Annotated in this window: 14 protein-coding genes; 6 read left to right on the forward strand and 8 right to left on the reverse strand. The window is 61.7% G+C overall.

Annotated elements, in window-relative coordinates:
- Positions 1-60 precede the first annotated feature (60 nt).
- From D3Y59_RS09970 to D3Y59_RS09990, 5 genes are all read right to left on the reverse strand, one after another.
- Positions 61-4536, reverse strand: coding sequence for a CusA/CzcA family heavy metal efflux RND transporter (locus D3Y59_RS09970; RefSeq protein WP_119446419.1), 4476 nt, complete (start codon positions 4534-4536; stop codon positions 61-63).
- A gap of 114 nt (positions 4537-4650) precedes the next feature.
- Positions 4651-5055 (reverse strand): hypothetical protein, encoded by a 405-nt coding sequence (locus D3Y59_RS09975; RefSeq protein WP_119444918.1) that lies wholly within the window; start codon positions 5053-5055, stop codon positions 4651-4653.
- 156 nt (positions 5056-5211) lie between these two features.
- Positions 5212-6222, reverse strand: a complete 1011-nt coding sequence (locus tag D3Y59_RS09980; RefSeq protein WP_119444919.1) for an NADP-dependent oxidoreductase — start codon at positions 6220-6222, stop codon at positions 5212-5214.
- A 99-nt stretch (positions 6223-6321) separates the two neighbouring features.
- Positions 6322-6756, reverse strand: a complete 435-nt coding sequence (locus D3Y59_RS09985) for an organic hydroperoxide resistance protein (RefSeq protein WP_059067237.1) — start codon at positions 6754-6756, stop codon at positions 6322-6324.
- A gap of 30 nt (positions 6757-6786) precedes the next feature.
- A complete protein-coding gene (locus tag D3Y59_RS09990; RefSeq protein ID WP_119444920.1) occupies positions 6787-7236 on the reverse strand; it encodes a MarR family winged helix-turn-helix transcriptional regulator in 450 nt (149 codons plus the stop codon).
- A gap of 186 nt (positions 7237-7422) precedes the next feature.
- Between D3Y59_RS09990 and D3Y59_RS09995 the strand changes: the two genes are divergently transcribed.
- The 6 genes from D3Y59_RS09995 (at position 7423) to D3Y59_RS10020 (ending at position 15032) form a co-directional block, all read left to right on the forward strand.
- Complete coding sequence (locus D3Y59_RS09995; RefSeq protein ID WP_119444921.1) at positions 7423-8754, forward strand: serine hydrolase; 1332 nt, start codon at positions 7423-7425, stop codon at positions 8752-8754.
- Positions 8755-9151: 397 nt separating this feature from the next.
- The gene (locus D3Y59_RS10000) at positions 9152-10210 is read left to right on the forward strand and encodes an MBL fold metallo-hydrolase (protein WP_119444922.1); all 1059 of its coding nucleotides are present in this window, start codon (positions 9152-9154) and stop codon (positions 10208-10210) included.
- Positions 10211-10326: 116 nt separating this feature from the next.
- Positions 10327-10845: an LVIVD repeat-containing protein gene (locus D3Y59_RS10005; RefSeq protein WP_119444923.1), complete on the forward strand. Its 519-nt coding sequence runs from the start codon at positions 10327-10329 to the stop codon at positions 10843-10845.
- A 4-nt stretch (positions 10846-10849) separates the two neighbouring features.
- Positions 10850-11614, forward strand: coding sequence for an LVIVD repeat-containing protein (locus tag D3Y59_RS10010; RefSeq protein WP_240410327.1), 765 nt, complete (start codon positions 10850-10852; stop codon positions 11612-11614).
- On the forward strand, positions 11614-12315 hold the full coding sequence (locus D3Y59_RS10015) for a hypothetical protein (RefSeq protein ID WP_119444924.1): 702 nt from the start codon (positions 11614-11616) through the stop codon (positions 12313-12315). Before D3Y59_RS10010 ends, D3Y59_RS10015 begins: the two co-directional genes overlap by 1 nt.
- Before the next feature lie 281 nt (positions 12316-12596).
- Positions 12597-15032: a S9 family peptidase gene (locus D3Y59_RS10020; RefSeq protein ID WP_119444925.1), complete on the forward strand. Its 2436-nt coding sequence runs from the start codon at positions 12597-12599 to the stop codon at positions 15030-15032.
- 323 nt (positions 15033-15355) lie between these two features.
- Here the strand turns inward: D3Y59_RS10020 and D3Y59_RS10025 are convergent, their stop codons facing one another.
- The 3 genes from D3Y59_RS10025 to D3Y59_RS10035 all read right to left on the reverse strand — a co-directional run bounded on the left by D3Y59_RS10025 (position 15356) and on the right by D3Y59_RS10035 (position 22776).
- Entirely contained in the window at positions 15356-17368 is a 2013-nt protein-coding gene (locus tag D3Y59_RS10025; RefSeq protein WP_119444926.1) for a monovalent cation:proton antiporter family protein, read from the reverse strand.
- 711 nt (positions 17369-18079) lie between these two features.
- Positions 18080-21484 (reverse strand): efflux RND transporter permease subunit, encoded by a 3405-nt coding sequence (locus D3Y59_RS10030; RefSeq protein ID WP_119444927.1) that lies wholly within the window; start codon positions 21482-21484, stop codon positions 18080-18082.
- Positions 21481-22776 (reverse strand): efflux RND transporter periplasmic adaptor subunit, encoded by a 1296-nt coding sequence (locus D3Y59_RS10035; RefSeq protein WP_119444928.1) that lies wholly within the window; start codon positions 22774-22776, stop codon positions 21481-21483. The genes D3Y59_RS10030 and D3Y59_RS10035 overlap by 4 nt, the downstream gene beginning before the upstream one ends.

Genomic DNA, 22776 nt, shown 5'->3' on the forward strand with positions numbered 1-22776 from the left:
GCGCGGACTACAACCGAAGGTCGGCGTAGCCAAAGTCCGCGCTACGGCGCTACAGTAAGCCTAATCAGTGCGGCCTAGTAAGTACTCTAGTTCGAGCACCGTTTGGTTGTAAGCCAATATGGCATCGAGATAATCTGCGCGCAGTCGTTGTGCGCGTTCGGCGTGCAGCAAGTACTCGGCAAAATCCATCTCGCCGGCGCGCCAGCCTTTGCCGGCCAACCGCAAAATGAGCGCCGCCTGCGGCAAGCCCGTTTGCTGGTAGAAAGCCATGCGCTGCTGCTGCTCGCGCAACCTAGCCAACAACGACGCTTGGTTAGCCGCGACTTCGGCTACGCGGCGACGGTATGCCTCTTGCGCGGCGAGCTGCTGCAGCCGAGCAGCTTCTTCGCGGGCTTTGTGCGGGCGCGTCCAGAGGGGTACGTTTAGGCTGAGTTGCGCCGCCTGAAAGCGGTTGCCGGGGCCGTAGAAACGCTCGGTGCCTTTGTAGAGGATATTGCCGCGCAACGACTGATTGAGGTACGTAAGGCCCAACTCGGGGCGACGGCTGCGCCGCAGCACCAAAGCTTCGGCCTGGCGCTCGGCAGCTTGCCGGTTTAGCAGGCGGGCCGTGGGGTCGGTAGCCTTGGTGGTGTCGGTCGTGGCCTGCAACGAATCACCTAGGAGGCTTACCACCTCAATGGGCAGCGGCAAAGGCTGCAGCAAGCTGTCGGCGGGCACGGGCAGGCTGGGCCACTGCAGCAAGGCTTGCAATTGGCGGCGGGCCGCGAGGTAGTCGGTGCGGGTGCGGGCAGTGGCAAGCTGCGTTTCGCCTTGCTGCACCAAGGCCGTGGCGGGTTCGATGCGGGCCGCCTCGCCGGTTTTAAAACGCAGCTCGGCCGCCCGGCGAAAAGCGCGGCTTAGGCTATCCTGGCTGCGCAACAAAACCAACCGGTGCCGGGCATACACGGCCTGTTGGTAGGTGGTGCGCACCTGCCGGCGAAGCTCGGCGCGGCGCACATCCAGCTCGGTTTCGGCTACGGCTACCTGCGCCGCTGCCAGGCCCATGAGCGCGCGGTACTGACCTAGGGCAGGCAGCGGCTGCGCAATGGAAAACTGATTATCCATATACGGCGAGTTGAACTGCCCGTAGCCCGCTTGCACCGTGGTGCGCGGCAGCTCCCAAACCGCCCCGCGCACCGCAGTACGGGCCGAAAGCTGATAGCTGGCCGCGCGCACGTCGCCGCTTCTACCTAGGGCAGCTTCTACGGCGCCGGCCGCGGTAAGCGGTGCCGGCGCGGCGCGGCGGTCGGCAGCAGGCGTTTGAGCCGAAGCCGCAGCGGGGAGCAACAGCACCAACCCTGCTCCTACTGCGGCTACTGTTTTCGCCCTAGGTGCGCGCCCCAGCAGGTTGCGCCAAAAACCGCCTTCGGCCTCGCTGAGGTAATACAGCACCGGCAGCACCAGCAGCGTAAGCAGCGTAGCCGATACCAGCCCGCCGATTACCACCGTAGCCAGCGGCCGTTGCACCTCGGCACCAGCGGTGCCGGCCAAGGCCATCGGCAAGAAACCTAGGGACGCCACCGTGGCCGTCATCAGCACGGGGCGCAGGCGCTCCTCGGTGCCGCGCAGCACCCGTTCGCGCACATCGCGCACCCCAAAATCGCGCAGCGTGTTGAAGGCGCTCAGCAGCACAATGCCGTTGAGCACCGCTACCCCAAACAGCGCAATAAAGCCCACCCCCGCCGAAATACTGAACGGCAAGCCGCGCAGCCACAAAGCCGCTACGCCGCCCACCGCCGCCAGCGGAATAGCCGTGAAGATGAGCACCGCTTGCTTGAGCGAGCCGAACGTGAGGAACAGCAAACCAAAAATCATGAGCAGCGCCACCGGCACCGCAATGCCCAGCCGTTCGTTGGCCTGGCGAAGGTTCTCAAACTGCCCGCCGTAGGTTACGTTGTAGCCCGGGCTCAGCTTTACGTTGCGTTGCACCAGCGCCTGCACCTCCTCCACCACGCGCTGCACGTCGCGGCCGCGTACGTTGAAGCCCACCGTAATGCGGCGCTGGGCGTTGTCGCGCTGAATCTGGCTGGGGCCAACTTGGTACTCGACTTTGGCTACTTGCTCGAGGGGCACTTGCCCGCCCGCGGGTAGCGGCACGTTGAGGGCGCGCACCTGGCTAATGTCGTGGCGGTACTGGTCGGCGAGGCGCACCACTAGGTCGAAGCGCCGGTCGCCCTCAAACACTTGGCCAGCTCCCGCACCCGCAAAGGCCGCGGCAATGCTTTGGTTGAGGTCATCGACGCTCAAGCCAAACTGCGCCAGCCGTTCGCGGTCGGGGCGCACCACAATTTGGGCCAGGCCGGTAGCCTGCTCCACGTAAAGGTCGGCCGCGCCGGGTACTTGCTTCACGAGGTTGCCTACTTGCCGGGCGTAACCCGCAAGCTGGTCGAGGTCTTCGCCGTAAATCTTCACCACCACATCTTGCCGCGCGCCGCTGATCAGCTCATTGAAGCGCATTTGGATGGGCTGCTGGAAACCGAACGTAACGCCGGGAAGCACGCGCAGGGCGTGGGCCATTTTGGCGGCCAAATCCTCGCGGTTGTCAGCCGACGACCATTCCTTGCGGTCCTTCAGCACCACAATCAGGTCGCAGGCTTCGAGCGGCATTGGGTCGATGGGAATTTCGGAAGACCCGATTTTGGCCACTACTTCCTTCACCTCCGGAAACTGCTGCTTGAGCAAATCCGAGGCTTGTTGGGCTTGCTTGATGGTGTAATCGAGCGACGAGCCGGGCAGCACGCGGGTTTCCACGGCAAAGTCGCCCTCCTCCAGCGTCGGGATGAACTCGCCACCTAGGGTGCCAAGCAGCAGCACTGCGCCCACCAGCAGCGCCACGGCCGCGCCCAACACCAATTGCGGCACGGTCAATACCTGCTGCACCAGCGCCCGGTACCGAGCCGCTAGGCGGGCCAGCACCTTATCCGACCAACCGCCGTGCACGCCCTTGCGCAGCAGCAGCGCCGACATTACCGGCACGTACGTCAGCGACAGGATAAAGGCGCCCAGGATGGCGAAGGCCACCGTCTCAGCCATGGGCCGGAACATTTTGCCTTCGATGCCGGTGAGGGCCAAAATGGGCAAATACACCATCAGGATAATAAACTGCCCGAAAGAAGCCGACTGCTGAATGCGGGAGGCGGCATCGTACACTTCTGCGTCCATCTCCTGCGGCGAGAGGTCGTCGTTGGTGAGGGGCAATTCGCCGCTGCCGTGGGCCTGCCCGAAACGCGTGCTGAGCCGGTGCATGGTAGCCTCCACGATAATAACAGCGCCGTCCACGATCAGGCCAAAGTCGATAGCACCTAGGCTCATTAGGTTGCCCGATACGCCGAACACGTGCATCATGCCAATGGCAAACAACATGGCCAGCGGGATAACCGACGCCACCAGCAAGCCGGCCCGCCAATTGCCCAAAAACAGCACCAGCACGAAAATCACAATCAGGGCGCCCTCGGCGAGGTTTTTGGCTACGGTGCTGATGGCCTGATCGACAAGCTTGGTACGGTCGAGGAAGGGCGTTATCTCCAGGCCTTCGGGCAAGGTTTTTTGGATGGCGGCCATCTTGGTTTTCACGGCCGCAACCACTTCCGAGGAGTTGGCGCCGCGCAGCATCAGCACCAAGCCGCCTACGGTTTCGCCGTGGTGGTTGCGCGTCATGGCACCAAAGCGCGGCGCGGCACCGGCGCGCACATCGGCCACGTCGCGGATGAGGATGGGCCCGCGGCTTTCGGTGGCGGGGCGCACCACTGCCCGGCCAATATCGGCTTCGGATTGCGCCAAGCCCTCGGTGCGGATAAACCACGCCTGCGGACCGCGCACGAGGTAGCCCCCGCCGGCGTTGCCGTTGTTGCGGCTCAGGGCTTCTTGCAAATCGGCCACGGTAAGCCCCAGGCTGCGCAGCCGCGCCGGCTCAACGGCCACCTCGTACTGGCGCATGTAGCCGCCAAACGACGATACATCGGCCACGCCGGGCGTGCCCAGCAACTGGCGGCGCACTACCCAATCTTGCAACGTGCGCAGTTCGGATAGCGAGTACTTCTTCTCGAAGCCCGGCTTGGTGCGAATGGTGTACTGGTATATCTCGCCCAAGCCGGTGGTAGGCGGCCCCATCTCGGGCTGCCCTAGGCCGGGCGGTATTTGCGCTTCGGCCGCGCGCAATCGTTCGGCCACTTGCTGCCGTGCCCAGTAATTGTCGATGGCGTCGCCGAACACAATGGTAACCACCGAGAGGCCCGCGCGCGAAAACGAGCGCACCTCTTCGCGGCCCGGAATGGTGGCCACGCTTTGCTCGACGGGGAAGGTTACCAGGCGTTCTACATCGGCCGCGCTGAGCGAGGGCGACACCGTGTAAACGATAACCTGGTTGTTGGTGATGTCGGGCACGGCATCAATGGGCAGATGCCGCAACGCGTAGAGGCCCCACACCAACAGGGCTACTACTCCGACGCCTACCCCCAGCTTGTGCCGGAGGCTTAGCGCAATAAGCTTGTTGAACATGAAGGGCACGTTGCCACCTAGGGCAACTTTCATGTGGAGGCTGACTGTACTGCAACGGGCGGCCGGTGCACCTAGTGTGCACCGCGCTGCCTCGCCCAAGCCAGGGCCGCTAGCCTACGCCCGGCTTGCCACAGGGGCGGCTACCGAGCGCGGGGGCTGAAAGTACGTGCGCGACACGCCCCGCGGGGCCGAAACCACGTACTCGCCGCCGTACTGCTGCGCCTCCGGGAACTCCAGCGGCTGGGGCAGTACTAAGCGCAGCACCGGCGGCAAAGCCAGCGCGGTGGCTTGGTGCAGGCAGGTGTGCAGGGGCAGCGACTCGTGGTCTTGCTGGCGCTGCTGGTTATGCAGGCCGGCGTAGTGATCGTAGAGGAAGCGCAGAACAGAGCTACCAGCGTGCTGCTGGTAATGATCAACCAATTGCGGAATCTTCAGCAACTCCAGCGCATTGCCAGCGGGCACAAGGCTCACGGCAAACAAGTGCCAGCTCAACAGCGCTATAATCAACCGCTTCGTCATCCTGCGTGTAAAGATAGGAAGTAGCTCTGTAGCGCGGACTTTGGCTACGCCGACCTGCGGTTGCAGTCCGCGTTTGTCAGAGCGAAATCGTTAAGCGTTTGCCGTTCAACGGTAGCCGTTCACGCCAACGCGGGCTGAAGCCCGCGCTACACCGCGCTACTGACGGTCGGCCACTTTCACCATGGCCTTGCCGGTGTTTTCGCCGCTAAATAAACCCAGGAACGCCTGCGGAATTTGCTCGAAGCCTTCGGTTACGGTTTCCTCAAACTTCAGCTTGCCTTGCTGGTACCACTCCGTCAGGGCTTTTACGCCTTCGGGCCAGCGCGGCAGGTAGTCGCTCACGATAAAGCCTTTGAGCAGCGCACTTGTTTTGAGCAGCTTGGGTTCGGGCCTAGGCCCGGTGGGCTGCTCGGTGGCGTTGTACATCGATATCTGCCCACACAAGGCAATGCGCGCGTGCTTGTTCAGCAGGTCGTACACGGCATCGGTAATGGCACCGCCCACGTTGTCGAAGTAGCAGTCGACGCCGTTGGGGCAGGCGGCACCTAGGGCCTGGGCTAGATTGCCGGCAGTTTTGTAGTTGATGGCCTCGTCGAAACCCAACTCATTTTTCAGGTAAGCCACTTTCTCATCCGAGCCGGCGGTACCCACCACCCGCGCACCCTGGATTTTGGCCAATTGGCCCACTACCATGCCCACAGCGCCGGCCGCGCCCGATATCACCACGGTTTCGCCAGCTTTGGGTTGGCAAATATCGAGCAAGCCGAAGTAGGCGGTAAGGCCCGTCATGCCAAGCAGCCCTAGGTAGTAGCTGATGGGTGCAGCATTGGCAGGCACTGCTTGCAGCCCCCGGCTGCCCGCAAGCTGGTACTCGCTCCAGGCCAAGTTGCCTACCACCACGGTGCCTACCGGCAGCTGCGCCACGCGGCTTTCTACCACTTGCGCCACCACCCCACCGCTGATGGGCTGCCCCACCTCGAAGGGCGGCACGTACGACTTTGCGTCGCTCATGCGGCCGCGCATGTAGGGGTCGACCGACACGTACAGGGTTTTCAGCAGCACTTGGCCATCGGCGGGCGCAGCTACCTCGCTGATTTCGTAGCGGAACGTGTCGGACGTGGGTTTGCCTTGGGGCCGGTGGTCGAGGACGATGGTGCGAGTGGTCATGGCAGGCAGCTCAGCAATGCGTGAAAAAACAACACCGGCGCCTCCTGCTGCAGGAGGCGCCGGTGTGCTATAACTGCTAAATCCGGTGCGGGGTTAAGCTTAGTTGTTGGTGGTGGTGCGCAGGTTCACCTCGATGTTGCCGCGGGTAGCGCGCGAGTAAGGGCAAATTTGGTGCGCCTGGGCTACCAGCTCTTCGGCTTGGCCTTGCTCCACGCCGGGGATGTTTACGTGCAGATCGGCCGCAATACCAAAGCCGCCGTCCTCGGCTTTGCCAAAGTGCACAAAGCTTTCGATGGTTACGCCTTGTAGGGCCACCTTGGCCTGGCGGGCAGCCACACCTAGGGCACCCTCGAAGCAGGCAGCGTAGCCGGCGGCAAACAGCTGCTCGGGGTTGGTGGCGCCTTCTTTGCCCGTGCCGCCCATGGCTTTGGGCGTGCTGAGCTCCAGGTTCAGGGCGTTGTCCTGGCTGGTAACTTGGCCGTTGCGGCCGCCTTTTACGTGGGCTTGCGCCGTGTACACTTTCTCGATTTTCATCGCAAACAGAGGAATGAAGCTTTCGGTGTTTTACGAAAGCTGGGTTAACAAACGGGTGAGCTGGCTGCGCAGCTGATTGAACTCATCGGGGCTGAGCTGCAGCTTGGCAAACAGCGCCTCGGGTATGCACTCGGCGCGGTGCTGCAGCGCCTGGCCGGCCGGCGCCAAGGCAATAATTACAGAGCGTTCGTCGCGCGGATCGCGGCGGCGGCTTACCAACTGGCGCTGTTCCATGCGCTTTAGGAGCGGCGTGAGGGTACCCGAGTCGAGCAGCAGTTTTTCACCTAGGGCTTTTACCGTAAGCTCCGGGTGTTCCCAGAGCAGCAGCAGCACCAAGTACTGCGGGTAAGTTAAGTCGAGCTCGTGCAGCAGCGGCTGGTAGGCCTTCGTGAACAGGCGCGACACAGCATAGAGCGGGAAGCACAGCTGGTTATCCAGCTTCAGCAGCTCGCTGGGGGTGGGAGTGGCTGGTTTGCTCATGATGGTTTAACGCTGTATTCAAGATGACAATGCAACATTACATTGTGCACAATCAAATAGCAAACAACTATTATTACTTAACTGGCTTTCAGACCTAATAATTTCTGAGGCCGCGGAAATTAATGCTACCTGCAGCTAAACCTTGAGGAGGTGTCGCCATCCAAGCAGCTACATTAGATACTTACTATGTTTGCACATCTACGCCTGGGGTTACTGCTTGTGCTGCTGTTGGCTGCAGCTTTGCCGCTTGCTGCTCAAAACCCGCAGTACTTTCCGCCTACTTCGGGTACCACTTGGGCAGCCACTACGCCCCAAAGCTTAGGCTGGTGCCAACCGCAACTCGATACCTTGCTGAACTACCTAGCCAGCAAGCGCACCAAGTCGTTGATCGTGCTGAAGGACGGCCGCATGGTGGTGGAACAGTACTACGGCACCTACACCCGCGACTCGCTGTGGTACTGGGCCTCGGCGGGCAAGTCGCTGACGGCAACGCTGGTTGGCATTGCGCAGCAAGAGGGCTTGCTGAGCCTATCCGATAGCACCTCCAAGTACCTAGGGCGCGGCTGGTCGGCGGCGCCGGCCTCAAAGGAGCGGCTGATTACCGTGCGGCATCAGCTGAGCATGACCACTGGCCTCGACGATACCCCACCCCCACCCTGTGATAACGAAACTACCTCGGCCGGCTGCTTGCGTTACTTAGCCGATGCCGGTACACGTTGGGCTTACCACACGGGGCCCTACCGCTTGCTGCAGGATGTAATTGCCCGGGCGAGCGGGCTCAGCATCAACCAATACACCAACCAGCGTCTGGCCTCGCGCATCGGCATGAGCGGGCTGTGGTACAACGACGTGTACTACAGCCGCGCCCGCGACATGGCCCGGTTTGGCCTGCTGATTTTGAACCGCGGCACCTGGGAGCAAACCCCTGTTCTGAGCGACGCTGCCTACTTCCAGGCCATGACCACGCCTTCGCAGGCCCATAACCGCTCCTACGGCTATTTGTGGTGGCTGAATGGTCAACAGTCGCACATGCTGCCTACCTCGCAGCTGGTGTTCAACGGGCCTATGGTGCCCACCGCTCCCACCGATATGATTGCCGCCCTAGGCAAAAACGACCAGAAGATTTACGTGGTGCCAAGCTTAGGGCTGGTAGTGGTGCGCCAAGGCCAATCGGCGGGTGCCAGCAAACTGGCCGTATCGTCGTTCGATGCGGAGTTGTGGCGGCGCCTGATGGCAGCCATGCAGTGCCGCCCGCTGGGCTCGCGCGCCGGCTTGGCGGCAATTAGCATCGAGGCGTACCCGCAGCCCGCGGCCGAGCAACTCACGGTAAACCTGCCCGCCGGCCTGGGCGCTTGCTCGCTGCAGCTGCGCAACTCGCTGGGCCAAGTAGTGCAAACGCAAGCGAGCAGCGGATCTACCGCACACATCGGCCTAAACCACCTGCCAAACGGCGTGTATGTGCTGCAAGTGCGAGGTTCCAAGGGGCAGTTGTTTGCCACCCGCCGCATTGTGCACTAGCCCAAAATAGCATTTTGGGGGTAGTTTTAGGCTTCGCGGGGGCGCCTCTACGTGCTAGCCACATGAAAGGTTGCGCGAAAAACCCGTGCCGACACGGATTGCGCTACCCCCTGGCCGTAGGCTTACTTTGCAAGCACCAAACCGATGTATTGCTATCCACTCGCTCACTTACACTGCTACCAAAATCGAGCGCCCCATCCCGTACCTACCCAGCCGGGCGCTGCTGGAAATTAGCTAACTTGTGATACATCACAGTGCACTACAAGCCCTTCCGCTACCACGGAGGGGCTTATTGCTTTTATAGGCTGGGCCTCTCGCAGCTTTCGGGCAAACATTTGCCTAGGCCGCGAGGTACTACCGAGCAAGTCACCACTTGGCTACTTTACCCACTACCGCTATGGCTCGCCCCCGCCGCATTTGGTTGCCCTTGCTGGCTGCAGTACTCGTGTTGGCCGCAGGCGCCGTGCTGGTGGGCTGTTCGCTCTCGGCGCCCCGTTACACGGGCCCGCGCTCCGAGCACTTCAACGGCAAGCAATTCATAAATCAGCCGCCCGTTGAGCAGCACGGCTTTGGCGGAGTGCTGAAGTGGATGTTCAACCGCGACAAAGACGAGTGGCCCGCGCAGCCCACTCCCTTTGTGGGGCCGCCTCCGTCCCGGCAAGTGGCCGCCGGCGAGGTACGCCTCACGTTTGTGGGCCACGGCACGTTTTTGCTGCAGGTTGACGGGCTGAATATCCTCACCGACCCCATCTGGAGCGAGCGGTGCAGCCCCTTTAGCTGGGTTGGCCCCAAGCGCATGCGCCCGCCGGGCTTGCGCTTCGAGCAGCTGCCGCGCATCGATGCTGTTGTCATTAGTCACAACCACTACGACCACCTCGATTTGCCCACCTTGCAGCGCCTGGCCGAGCGCGATAAACCGCTTATTCTGGTACCCCTAGGTGTAAAAAAGCTGCTCGACGAAGAAGGCATTGCTAACGCGGCCGAGCTGGATTGGTGGCAGCAGCGCGACCTAGGCCAATCCGTGCAAGCCGTGTGCGTACCGGCGCAGCACTTTTCGGGCCGCGGCCTCTCCGACCGCGACGCCACGCTGTGGGCCGGCTGGGTGTTGCGCACCAAAGCGGGCAAGCTGTACTACGCCGGCGACACGGGCTACGGCCCCTTTTTGCAGGAAATTGCCCGCCGCGAAGGCCCCATCCGGTTGGCCATTCTGCCCATCGGAGCCTACAAGCCGCAGTGGTTTATGGAGCCCATTCACATGTCGCCGGCCCAAGCCGTGCAGGCCCACCGCGACCTAGGCGCCGCCCGCAGCGTGGCCACGCACTTCGGCACCTTTCAGATGGCCGACGACGGCCTGACCGAACCCGTATCCGATTTGCGCCAAGCCCAGCGGGCCCAGCATGTCCCCGATTCGGCGTTTGTGGTGCCGCGCGAGGGCGTGGCGTGGCGCATGCCTTAGGTAGCGCTGCTACTTTTTGGGGCGGGCACTTGCAACCTTGGGGCACTTGCCTGGCTCTTGCCTAAGCCTACCGCTTGCACAAGCAGCTACAGGCTTACTGGCCAACGCCTTACTCTATGCGCCAACTTTACGCACCGCTTCTTACCGCAGGCTTGCTACTGGGCCTGTCGGGCTGTTTTATTGACGTAGACGAACGCCCCGTGCTGCCGCCCTACCGGCCCATTCTTATGTCGCGCGCAACGCTGGAGCAATCGGTGGCGCTGGTGCCCGCCCGCACCATGCGCAACACCGGCAAAATCTACCTCAAGGATAAATACGTGTTCATCAACGAGCGGTACGAGGGCATTCACATCATCGATAACCACGACCCCGCGCAGCCGCGCAACGTGGGCTTTTTGCGCATTCCGGGCAACGTTGATGTGGCCATGCGCGGCGCCTTGCTCTACGCCGACAATGCCGTGGACTTGGTTACCGTAAACCTGGCCGACCCCGCCAATGCGCGCGTGGTGGGCCGCACCCGCAACGCGTTTCCGGAGCTGGCCCCGCCCGAGCCGGCCAGCATCGAGCCCGAGTACCGCCCCGAAAACCGCCCCGCCGACGCCGTGGTAGTGGGCTGGCAAAAAGTAAACAAATAGCCCCATGCTGCACTCCTACTTTGCCCGCCTAAGCGCCCTAGGTGCCTTGTTGCTCGGCCTGTGCGCGGGCCTTAGCGGCTGTTCTTCCGACTCGCTGGATAGTGCCCCCCGTGGCTCCGACACGGGGCAGGGCGGCTCCATGGCCCGCTTTACCATCATGGGCAACACGCTCTATACCGTCGACGACCACAGCCTGCGTGTGTTCGACCTGGGCAACTCCACCAACGCCGCTGCCGTGCGCGTCATCAACCTAGGCGTGGGCATCGAAACGATTTTTCCGAAGGAGCCCTACTTGTTCATTGGTACGCAGCAGGGCATGTTCATTTTCGACGCCACCAATCCGCAAAGCCCCCGGCAGCTCAGCTATTTTCAGCACGTAGTCAGCTGCGACCCGGTGGTGGTGCAAGGCCGTTATGCCTACCTTACCTTACGGCAGGGGCGCACGTGCGGCGGCGGCGTCAACCAACTGCAGGTAGTTGATTTGCAGAACCTGCAACAGCCCCGTTTGGCCCAGGTTTACCCCATGACCAAGCCCTACGGCCTGGGCGCCGACTCCACGCAGCTGTACGTATGCGACGACGGCCTGAAGGTGTTTGACCTGCGTCGCTCGCCCACGCTCACCCAGCGCGAGCATCACCGCATCGAGGCGTTCGATGTTATCCCCAACCAGGACTTGCTGCTGGTAATCGGGGCCGATGGCTTGTACCAGTACCGCCGCGGCAACAACACCCTTACGCAGCTAAGCATGCTGCCCATTGCCCGCCCCTGATGCTGCCGCCCCGCCCCCACCGCTCCCTGGCCAGCTGGCGCCCCCTAGGTGCCGGGTTGCTTTTGCTCGGTTGCCTGCCGGCCCGTGCCCAAACCGAGGAGGCGCCGGTGCGGCCGCGCACTGCCATGCTAAAGGTCAACGCCTTTCAGCCGCTGGCCCGCAGCTACCAGATGGAGTTCGAAAAGCAACTGCCCGGCCACCCCAAACACAGCCTGAGCCTTACCCCCCAGCTGTTTCGCGGGCGCGTAACCCAGCTCACCTCCGACCACGAGGTGCAACCCGACGAACGCCTGAGCGGCTGGGGCTTGGAGTTGCTGCACCGCGCCTACCTTATTCCCAACACCGACGCGGCGCTGTCGGGTTTTTACCTCGCCTACGGCCCGCAGTACCAACGGCTCGAGATGCAGTTTAAGGCCAACGGCTGGCAGCAGTTGCTGGCCAACGATGGCCTTACGTACTACCAATTTGGCCCCATCGACTACACCGAAACCATCCGGCGCTACGGCGCCACCGCTGTATTGGGCTATCAAAGCCCCCTCGACCTAGGGCGCGTGTACTTGGATTTTTACCTCGGCGTGGGCTACCGCAATACCCGATTTAGCTCGGCGCTTCCGGAAAGCCGGTACCGCACGGGCACGCTCGACTACGCCTACCAAGGCTTCTATTTACCGGCCGGTTTTAAAATAGGGTTTTCGCTATAAATACCGGTAGCACAGTGCCCCGCTGGGCCAACTTAGCTGGCCGGGCGGGCAGCGCAACCGGTGCAAAAGCTAACTAGCTGCCACCGGCCTCAACTGGTTTGCGCACCCAGGCAAATAGGGCTTTTCTTATAATACGTGCGTTTTGTGCCCTAACTAAACCCAGGTCATCAGGAATTTAACAAACTATAATTCATGGTTTTGCCGAGTGGCTGTTGGCAAAACTGCGGGTTTGGATAGTATCTTCGTAGCTAATACGCCGCCTTAGCTGCACCAATTGCTACATGAAACACTTTTTACTCGCTGGCTTTTTGAGCTTGACTGCCGTTGCACAAGCCCAAAACGTTGCGTACCAGACGCCGCCCCGGGCCATTGCCGATATCGTTGAGGCGCCGGTAACGCCCCGCATCAGCCTATCGTCGGATGGCAAGTGGATGGCCATGCTGGCTGTGCAAGATATGCCCTCGATTGCCGACCTCTCGCAGCCCGAGCTGCGCCTGGCCGGCCTGCGCATCAACCCACGCACCAACGGCCCCAGCCGCATCAGCTACTCCACCGGCCTGATGCTCCGCCGCCTCGAAGACGGCAAGGACATGGGCGTGCTAAACCTGCCTACGCAGGCCCGCATCAGCGACGTAAGCTGGTCGCCCGACAACAGCAAGCTGGCCTTTTGCCACACCACCGGCAGCGGCGCCGAAGGCCGCATCGAGCTGTGGGTAGTTGATGTAAACACTTTTGCGGCCCGCCGCATACCCGGCATTACGCTAAACGCCACGCTGGGCACGCCCTACGAGTGGGTTTCCGATAACCAGACCCTGATCGTACGCGCCCTGGTAGCAGGCCGCGGCGCGGCGCCCAGCGCTACGGCCCCTCCTACCGGCCCGGCCGTGCAGGAAAACAACGGCAAAGCCGCCGGTGCCCGCACCTACCAGGATTTGCTTCGCAACCCTACCGACGAGCGGCTGTTCGAGCACTACGCTACCTCGCAAATGGTGCGCGTAACGCTCGAGGGCAAGCTGCAGCCCATCAGCCAGCCCGGCCTGATTCAGTCGGCGGTGCCTTCGCCCAACGGCAAATACATTCTCGTAAAAACCCGCCACCGGCCCTATTCCTACAACCTGCCCATCAGCAGCTTTCCGCTGAAAGTGGAGGTGTACGACCTGACCACCGGCGACCCGGTTAAAATGCTGGCCGACCTGCCCCTGGCCGACAACGTGCCCACGGCGTTCGACGCGGTGCCCACCGGCCAGCGCAGCCACGGCTGGCGCGCCGATGCTCCGGCTACCCTGTACTGGGCCGAAGCGCAGGACGGCGGCAACCCCAAAACGGAGGCGGCCATTCGCGACAAAGTATTTACCCTTACCGCGCCCTTTACCGGCCAAGCCGAAGAATTTGCTGCCTTGCCGCTGCGCTACGACGGCGTAACCTGGGGAAACAACTCGGTGGCACTGGTGTACGGCAGCCGCTGGGCCGACCGCAAGGAGGTTACCTGGCGCGTAACGCCGGGGGCCCTGCCTTCGCTGGCTGTGCTCTACGAACGTTCGTCGCAGGATAAGTACACCGACCCGGGCTCGGCCTACACCAAGCGCAACGCCCAGGGCCAACCGGTGCTGCTTACCGATGTCGCCAACAAAACCATCTACTTTACAGGGCTTGGCGCCTCGCCCGAAGGCGACCGTCCGTTTGTAGACGAGCTGGACCTCGCCACCAAAAAAACCACCCGCTGGTGGCGCTCCGAAGCCCCGTACTACGAGGTGCCGCTGGCCATTCTCGACGCCGAGAAGCGCCGCATTCTTACCCGCCGCGAAGCCGTCGACCAGGCTCCCAACTATTACGTGCGCGATACCCGCGGCGGCAAGCTTACGGCCATTACGAAATTCCCGAACCCCTACGCGGCCTTTGGCGGCTCCTTTAAAAAGCAGGTGCTCCGCTACAAGCGCGCCGATGGCGTGGAGCTAACCGCCAACCTGTACTTGCCGCCCAACTACAAACCCACCGACGGCCCGCTGCCTACGCTGATGGAGGCTTACCCTGTGGAGTTTAAGGACAAGAAAAACGCTGGCCAGGTATCGGGTTCGCCGTACACCTTCACGCGCGTTGGCTACGGTTCGCCCATTTTCTGGGTAACGCAGGGCTACGCCGTGTTGCAGGGCACGAGCATTCCGATTGTGGGCGAGGGCACCAAAGAGCCCAACGACACTTACATTGAGCAGCTGGTGAGCAGCGCCAAAGCCGCCATCGACGAGGGCAAGCGCATGGGCGTGGTCGATCCGAACCGTGTGGCCGTAATGGGCCACTCGTACGGCGCTTTCATGACGGCCAACCTGCTGGCGCACTCCAACCTATTCCGGGCCGGTATTGCCCGCAGCGGCGCCTACAACCGCACCCTCACGCCGTTCGGCTTCCAGGGCGAGGAGCGCACGTTCTGGCAAGCGCCGGAGGTATACAACGCCATGTCGCCGTTCAACTACGCCAACAAGATCAAGACCCCGATTCTGTTGATTCACGGCGAATTGGACAACAACTCGGGTACTTTCCCCATTCAGAGCGAGCGTTTTTACTCGGCTCTGAAAGGCCACGGCGCTACCACCCGCTACGTGGTACTGCCCTTCGAATCGCACGGCTACGCGGCCCGCGAAAACATCATGCACATGCTGTGGGAGATGAACGCGTGGCTGGATAAGTACGTGAAGAACCCCACTACTGCCGCGGCCAACTAATAACCGGCCACGATGCCAGTACCCGAAACGCCAGACCTACAGGTCTGGCGTTTCTGTTTTTAGGGCCTTGGCGTGTGTTGTTAACACAGCTAGCGTAGCGTTCTGGTGCCTGCACCTTTGCGCTTGCCGGCCGGACCACATTCCTAGTTGGCTTGCCGATGGCGACTGCTGAGTAATTCATCTGTGGAGCAGCGTGCCTGGCTGTTGCAGGTGACCAATGCTTGTCCGATTCACTAAGCCCTTATGGGTACCTCCAAAAATCGAAACGGCGCCAATGACCTAGGCCTAGCCTAGGTGCCCGCGCCGCCGTATGGGCCGGGCACCTAGGCAAACGTTTCATCAGCATGAAGCTCGTGGGCCAAACGCTCTACTTGGTCGGGCTTGCCGAACACGTACAGCGTATCGTGGCCGTGGATGATGGTATCGGGGCGCATTTGATCGAGCATGTGGCCGTTGCGCCGAATGGCCAGCAGATTGATGCCGTAGTGCTGGCGCATTTCCGACTCCGACAGGGTTTTGCCCACCAGCACGGCCTCGTCGGGCACGGGTACGGTAGCCAGCTCCAGGCCGGCCAGCCCTACGTGCATGCCCGACCACTCGGCCCCGGTAAGCGAGCTGGGCCGCACAATATTGCCCCCGCGCAGTTGCCGCACCAGGGCATCGATTTCGTGCAGCGGTACTAGGTAGCGGGCCAGTACGCGCGCCAGTATCTCGATGGAAGTTTCCATTTCTTCGGCAATTACCTCGGTAGCGCCCAGCTGGTACAGCTCTTTGCGCTCGTGCAAGTACAGGCTGCGCACGATAATGCACGCCTCGGGGTTGAGGCGCCGCACGGCGGCCACCACGCGCAAGCTGCCGGCCGGGTCGGAAATGGCCACCACCACCACCCGGGCGCGCTCGATGCGCACGTGCTCGAGCACGTGCGCGTGAGTGGCGTCGCCGTACAAAATAGGCTCGCCGCGCTTAAGCTGCCGGTGCACGGTGTCGGCGTCGGTATCGACGATGACGTAGGGGATGTGCGCGTGCTTGGCGGCCCGCACCAGGTTGCGCCCGTTTAGTCCGTAGCCAATTACAACCAGGTGGTTGTCGAGCACGCTTTCGCCTAAGGAAGTGGCCGGCTCGGCGTTGGGCGGCTCGGGGTGCAGGTGTTCTTGCAGGGCCTGCGGCAGGGGCACGCGCATCATGTGCGACACCACCGGCTCGGCCACCAGCATTACCACCGGCGTGAGGCACATGGTAAGAATGGAAATGGCCAGAAACAGCTGGTAGCTGCTGTGGCTGATAAGGCCCGCCTCGAGGCCTGCCAACGACAGGATAAACGAAAACTCGCCCACTTGGCACAGCGCCAACCCAGCCAGCAGCACCGCCCGCACCGGCACGCGCAAAAACGCCGCCGCCGCGGGTGTCAGCAGCACTTTCAGCGCCATAACGCCTAACGTAAGCAGCAAAATGCGCACGGGGTACTCGAGCAGCACCTGCACATCGAACAGCATACCGATGGACACGAAAAAGAAGCTGGCAAACACCTCCCGAAAGGGCATCACGTTGCTGACGGCCTCGTAGCTGTACTCCGATTCGGAGATGATAAGCCCGGCTAAAAACGCCCCGAGGGCCATCGACAAGCCCGCCTCGGCCGTGAGCCACGCCACGCCAACGCACGTGCCGATGATGGTTAGCAGAAACAATTCGCGACTGCGCGTACGGGCCACCAGCAGCAGCAGCCGGGGCATAAGGTACTTAGCCCCCAACACCACCAGCACCAGCACGCCCAGCATTTTGGCCAGCATTATGCTGACGGTAAGCCACGGACTGCCAATAATTTGCCCGCTCAGGAGCGGCACCAGCAGCATCATGGGCACCACAATCAGGTCCTGAAAGATGAGAATGGCCAAAATAACCTGCCCGTGCACCGACTCCACCTGCGACTGCTCCTGCAAAAGCTTCAGCACAATGGCGGTACTGCTTAGGGCAATCAGAAAACCCCAGAACACGGCCGTGGCCGGCGGGCTGCCCATGCCGCGGGCCAGCACGTACACGGCGGCAATGGTGAGGCCCACTTGCAGCGCGCCGCCCAAAAATACCGCCCGCTTAATGCGGCTGAGGCTGTGCAGCGAAAACTCGAGCCCGATGATGAACATCAGCAGCATCACGCCCAGCTCGGCCAGCTGATTGACCTTGGCCGGCGCGTGCACCAGCCCCAGTGCGTAAGGCCCGGCTACCATGCCGGTAACCAGGTACCCGATGATGGATGGCAGCTTGACGCGGTTGAAAAGCAAGATTACGCCCACCGAAAGCAGCAGGATAATCAACAAATCGGAAAGCATGGGAACGTGCATATGCGCGGGTGCTGGCCATTGCCAACAACTGGTTAATGGCCGCGCCGTTGTGCTTGGCGCAGCTCCATCAAGTCCAGCAAGAGAGTATTCACGACCCCGCCATGGGCCTCTTCTCGTCTGTACCCAAGCCTGTACGCCCGGGCTCCTCCTTCACGCAATCAGGCCTAAAATACAACATCCATTGGCCGGATACCAGCTCGGCAAGGCCTGGCGGGCATCACATGAAGATGTGATGCCCGCCAGGCCTTGCTCGGTTGCCTGCGGCGGCGCGTGGCGCAATGGGCCGAACGAGGCCACTGCCCCGGCGCCACATGCCAAAGGGCGATGGGCGTTACAACTTTTTCGGGTACCTAGGGTATACAGGCCCACTTAACTGGGCGTACCGGCCTTCTGCACCAGCGGGCTGGGCAGCCGAAACAACCGCTCACATAACCCACGGGGGCCAATTGCTTGCAGTTGGCCCCCGTGGCGTTGTTTGCCGAGCCGGTACCTAGGGCGCTGCTCCTGACAAGCAGAGCATTGCGACCTGAGTTAGGGCTGTACGCAACCAAGCTGATAGGCACCAACCAAGGTGCCAGCGCTTGGCTACTTAACCTAGGCAGGGTGCACTGTTGGGCGCCACGCAGCTGCAACGGTTGCTCGTGCTGGTCTGGCTCTGCGCCGGACTTTTGCCGCTAGCCGAGCAGCACTGAGCACCGGAGCAGGAAGGCTTTAACTCCGTGAGTCGGGGCGGGGCGGTGGCTGTTTGGGGGCAGAGTCGTCGTTGGAGCTGTCTTGGTTTTCCCTAGGTGCCAATGGCTGGTCAGCGGGCTTGGCACCTAGGGCAGCGGGATGTTGATCTTGTGAAGTGTTCTGCGGCTTGGCTTCTTGCTTGTCGGCTTCTTCGCGCTCTTTGCCTTGCTGCTCCAGCTGCTCTAGTTTTTGCTTGCCGTAGGCTTTGCGCGTGATGAACACGTAGCACACCGCCACGATAAACGTGGCTACGGTAGTGGCCAGCAGCATGCCGCCGAAAATCGTCCAGCCGATGGTTTTGCGGCTTTCGGCACCGGCGCCCGAGGCAATCATCAGGGGCACCACGCCCAGCAAGCACGACATCGACGTCATGACGATGGGCCGAAAACGCAGGCGCACGGCCTCGAGCGTGGCCTTCACCAGCTCGGTGCCGGCATCAACGCGCTCCTTGGCATATTCCACAATCAGAATGGCGTTTTTGCCGGCCAGGCCCACCAGCGTAACCAGCCCAATTTGGGCGTACACGTTGTTGGTGAGGTTGGCCAGCAAACTCAGGGTAAGAATGGCACCTAGGGCGCTAATGGGCACCGATACAAGCACCGCAAACGGCACCGACCAGCTTTCGTACAGCGCGGCCAGCACCAGAAACACGAACACCAACGACAACCCGAAGATGTAAAGCGACTGGGAGCCGGCCAGCTTTTCCTCGCGGCTTAGGCCCGAAAACTCGTAGCCGTAGCCCGGCGGCAAATTTTCGGCGGCAACTTCTTCCAGGGCCTTAATGGCGTCGCCGGTGCTGTAGCCCTCGCCGGGGTCGCCGTTGATGTCGGCCGAGCGGAACAGGTTGTAGTGCGATACCAGCGGGGCACTCTCGGCCAGGGTGTAGCTCACGAGCGTGCTCAGGGGCACCATGCCGCCGTTTTGGTTGCGCACGTAGTACTGATTCAGGTTTTGAATGTCGCCGCGGTAGCTGGTATCGGCCTGCGCCACCACCCTGAACGTGCGGCCGTACAGGGTAAAATCGTTCACGTAGGCCGAGCCCAGGTAGGTTTGCAGTGCCTGCCCCACCGCCGATACCTGTACGCCCAACTTCTTGCACTTTTCGCGGTCGATTTCGAGCTTGTAGCCGGGCGTATTGGTGGTGAAGAACGAGAAGCCCTTGGCTATTTCGGGTCGTTGCCGAATGGCCCCCAGAAAGCGCTGCAGCGTGCGGTCGAATTCCTTGATATCGGTCGTCGACTCGCGCTGCTGCAGAATAAACGAGAAACCCGAGGTGTTGCCCAAGCCCGGAATGGCCGGCGGCGGAATTACTACCACGCGCGCCTCCTTAAACCTGGCAAAGCGCCGCTGCAGCGTGTCTACCAAAGCCTGCGCACTAAGCTCTTTGTCTTTGCGCTCGTCCCAGGGCTTCAGCTGGCAGAAGATGGTGCCGCTATTCGATTTGGAAGAAAAGTTTACCGCGTTCAAGCCCGCCAGCCCCGAAAAGTGATTCACGCCCGGCGTGCGTTGCAGCTCCTTCATCATGCCTTGCAGCACGGCCACGGTGCGGCCGGTAGAGGCCGCCTCGGGCAGCGTAAAGGTGATGATTAGGCGGCCTTCGTCTTCCGTCGGGATGAATCCTGAAGGCTTTGTGCGGTACAGCAGCACGGTGCCTACCAGTATGACCACCACCCCTACCAACACCCAGCGCGGGTAGTGCAGCCCTTTCTCAACGCCGTTGGTATAGCGGTTGGTAAGGTTGCCAAACCAGCGGTTAAACCAATCGAAAAAGTGCCGGAGGTAGCCTTTGGCTTTTTGCTTGGGTGCTGCTTGCTCGCTGGTTTCGGCGGTTGGGTGTCGCGCTTGCTCGCCTTCGGCGGGTTGATTTTCGGCTTGTTTGCGCGGCTTCAGGATAAGAGCGCACAGAGCTGGCGTAAACGACAGCGCTGCAAACGTGGAAAGCAGCACCGAAACGGCAATGGTGAGGGCAAATTGCTGGTACAGCCGCCCCGTAATGCCCGGAATAAACGCCACCGGCACAAACACCGCAATCAGGATAAGCGAGGTGGTAACTACCGGCGTCGAGATTTCGCGCATGGCCTCCAAGGTGGCCTCGCGGGCGTTCATGCCTTTCTCGTCCATGTTCAGCTGCACGGCCTCCACCACCACAATCGCGTCGTCGATTACGATGCCGATGGCCAGCACCAGCCCGAACAACGTGAGCGTATTGATGGTAAAATCGAGCGGCACAAAGGCCATGAACGGGCCCACCACCGCTACCGGAATTACCAGTGCCGGAATAAGCGTGGCGCGCCAGCTCTGCAAAAACAAGTACACCACCAGCACCACCAGCACCAAGCACTCCAGCATGGTTTTGAATACTTCCTTGATGGACACCTTCACCACCGAAGCCGCCTCAAAAGGTATCATGTAGTCGAGGTCGGCCGGGAACTGCTTTTTCAGCTGCTCCATGGTTTCCTCCACGTTCTGGTAGGTTTCGAGGGCGTTGGAGCCGGGGGCTTGGTACACCAGCAGGTAAGCCGCGCGCTTGCCATCCACAAACGACACGTTGTTGTAGTTGTATTTGCCGAGCTCCACGCGGGCCACATCGCGCAAATACACCACCGAGCCATCCTCGGGGCGGGTTTTCACGATTACATCGCTGAACTCCTCGGGCGTAACCAGGCGGCCGCGCACCGTAACAGCGTACTCAAAGCTTTGGCCCGGCTGCTGCGGCATGGCCCCTACCGAGCCGGCCGCAATTTGGGCGTTTTGCTCTTGCAGGGCAGCCGTAACCTCGGCGGCCGTTACGCCCAGCTGCGCCAGCTTATCGGGCTTCAGCCAAATGCGCATCGAAAAGTCGTCGGCGCGGGCGTTGATGTCGCCAACGCCCTTGGTGCGCAGCAGCGCGTCTTTGATGTAGATGTTGGCGTAGTTATCGAGAAAGGTGATGTTGTGGGTGCCTTTTGGGGCGTACAGCGCCACTAGCATCAGGATGCTGGGGTTGCGCTTACGAACCGTAAGCCCCAGGCGCTGCACCTCCTGCGGCAAGCGCGGCAGGGCAATGCCCACGCGGTTTTGCACATCGAGGGCGGCTACGTCGATGTCGGTATCCACATCGAAGTTCACCGACATGCTCATCTGCCCGTTGTTGGCCGAGGTGCTGGTGAGGTAGGTCATGCCCGGTGTGCCGTTTACTTGCACTTCCACGGGCGTAGCCACCGTTTGCTCCACGGTTTCGGCATCGGCGCCCACGTACGTCCCCGACACCGACACCGTGGGCGGCGTGATTTGCGGGTACTGCGTGATGGGCAGGTTAAGAATGGCCAGCGCCCCAATCAGCACAATAACAACCGAGCAAACGATGGCCGTAACGGGACGGCGGATAAAGGTTTCGGCTATCATGGCTGGCCTGCTTGTTTTCGGCCGCCACCTTTTTGGGCTGCTTTGTCGGCGCCGGAGCCGCCCTTGCCGCCACCTTGTTTAGGTGCACCTAGGGTTACCACGGCACTGTCGCGCAGCTGCTGCAAGCCTTCCGTTACAATCTTTTCGCCCTCCTTCAGGCCCTTCAGCACCACTATCTGGTCGCGCAGGCGGGGCCCCAGCTCTACTTTGCGTTGCAGGGCTACGGTGTCGCGCACCACAAACACGAAACTCTCGCCCATTTGGTCGAGAATGGCTTTGTGCGGTACCACCACCTGCACGCCCGAAGCGCGGTTGAGCACCCGCAGTACCGTGCTCATGCCGTCCTTAAGCAGGCGCTGCTGGTTACCGAACTGCACGCGCACCTGCGTGGTACCGGTTTGGTTATCGACTCCCCGATCAATAGCCAGAATGCGGCCGCCATCGGCGTAGAGCTTGCCATCGGGCAGCAGCAGCCGGAAGGTGGTATCAGCCCCGGTACCACGTTGCTGCTCCTGCTGCAAGGCCACATAGCGGCCCAACTCCTTTTCGTTGATGACGAAATCGACGCCAATCGGGTCTTCGCTCGATAAGGTGTTCAGCAGCGTGGTGCCGGGGCTCACCTGCGCGCCTAGGCGCACCTGCGAAATGCCAATGCGGCCCGTAAACGGCGCATTTATCAGCGAGTAGTCGAGGTCGGTGCGGGCAGTGGCTACAGCGGCGCGGGCCACCTCCACCTGGGCGCGGGCGCTGGCTTGGGTGGTTACGGCGTTGTCGAGTATTTGCCGGGCCACGGCATCCTGCTCGGCCAGCCGCTGGTAGCGCTGCAGGTTTACGTTGGCGTTTTTCAGCTCGGCCTGGGCACTGAGCAGGTTGGCCTGCGCCTGGCTGAGCGCAGCCTGGTACTTGCGGCGGTCGATTTCGTACAGCGGCTTGCCTTTGGGCACCAGCTCGCCTTCCTTGAAAAAGATGCCCGTGATAAACCCGGCCACTTGGCTGCGCAGCTCCACGTTGTTCAGGGCTACCACGGTGGCGGGGTACTCGTCGTAGTACACGGCGGAGCGCTTTTGGGCGGCCACCAGGCTTACGGGCGTAGGGCCAGCCTCTTTGCCGCTGGCGCCTTGGCCTTCGGCTTCTTTCTCCTTATCGCCGCAGGCCGCAAGCAGCAGCAACCCGCCTACTGCCAGCACGCGCCCTAGGTGCACTACCCTGCGTTGCTGGCCAGGCAGGCAGCGGCTGCAGCGGCGAAGCCATTGCCAGATAAAAAAAGCCTTTGGTGTGTGGTATAGCGGCAT

The organism is Hymenobacter oligotrophus (genome assembly GCF_003574965.1).
GTDB classification, from domain to species: Bacteria; Bacteroidota; Bacteroidia; order Cytophagales; family Hymenobacteraceae; genus Solirubrum; species Solirubrum oligotrophum.

Coding starts and splice junctions, on each gene's coding strand:
- D3Y59_RS09970 (WP_119446419.1), bottom strand. CDS start 4,536: ATGTTCAACAAGCTTATTGCGCTAAGCCTCCGGCACAAGCTGGGGGTA.
- D3Y59_RS09975 (WP_119444918.1), bottom strand. CDS start 5,055: ATGACGAAGCGGTTGATTATAGCGCTGTTGAGCTGGCACTTGTTTGCC.
- D3Y59_RS09980 (WP_119444919.1), bottom strand. CDS start 6,222: ATGACCACTCGCACCATCGTCCTCGACCACCGGCCCCAAGGCAAACCC.
- D3Y59_RS09985 (WP_059067237.1), bottom strand. CDS start 6,756: ATGAAAATCGAGAAAGTGTACACGGCGCAAGCCCACGTAAAAGGCGGC.
- D3Y59_RS09990 (WP_119444920.1), bottom strand. CDS start 7,236: ATGAGCAAACCAGCCACTCCCACCCCCAGCGAGCTGCTGAAGCTGGAT.
- D3Y59_RS09995 (WP_119444921.1), top strand. CDS start 7,423: ATGTTTGCACATCTACGCCTGGGGTTACTGCTTGTGCTGCTGTTGGCT.
- D3Y59_RS10000 (WP_119444922.1), top strand. CDS start 9,152: ATGGCTCGCCCCCGCCGCATTTGGTTGCCCTTGCTGGCTGCAGTACTC.
- D3Y59_RS10005 (WP_119444923.1), top strand. CDS start 10,327: ATGCGCCAACTTTACGCACCGCTTCTTACCGCAGGCTTGCTACTGGGC.
- D3Y59_RS10010 (WP_240410327.1), top strand. CDS start 10,850: ATGCTGCACTCCTACTTTGCCCGCCTAAGCGCCCTAGGTGCCTTGTTG.
- D3Y59_RS10015 (WP_119444924.1), top strand. CDS start 11,614: ATGCTGCCGCCCCGCCCCCACCGCTCCCTGGCCAGCTGGCGCCCCCTA.
- D3Y59_RS10020 (WP_119444925.1), top strand. CDS start 12,597: ATGAAACACTTTTTACTCGCTGGCTTTTTGAGCTTGACTGCCGTTGCA.
- D3Y59_RS10025 (WP_119444926.1), bottom strand. CDS start 17,368: ATGCACGTTCCCATGCTTTCCGATTTGTTGATTATCCTGCTGCTTTCG.
- D3Y59_RS10030 (WP_119444927.1), bottom strand. CDS start 21,484: ATGATAGCCGAAACCTTTATCCGCCGTCCCGTTACGGCCATCGTTTGC.
- D3Y59_RS10035 (WP_119444928.1), bottom strand. CDS start 22,776: ATGCCGCTATACCACACACCAAAGGCTTTTTTTATCTGGCAATGGCTT.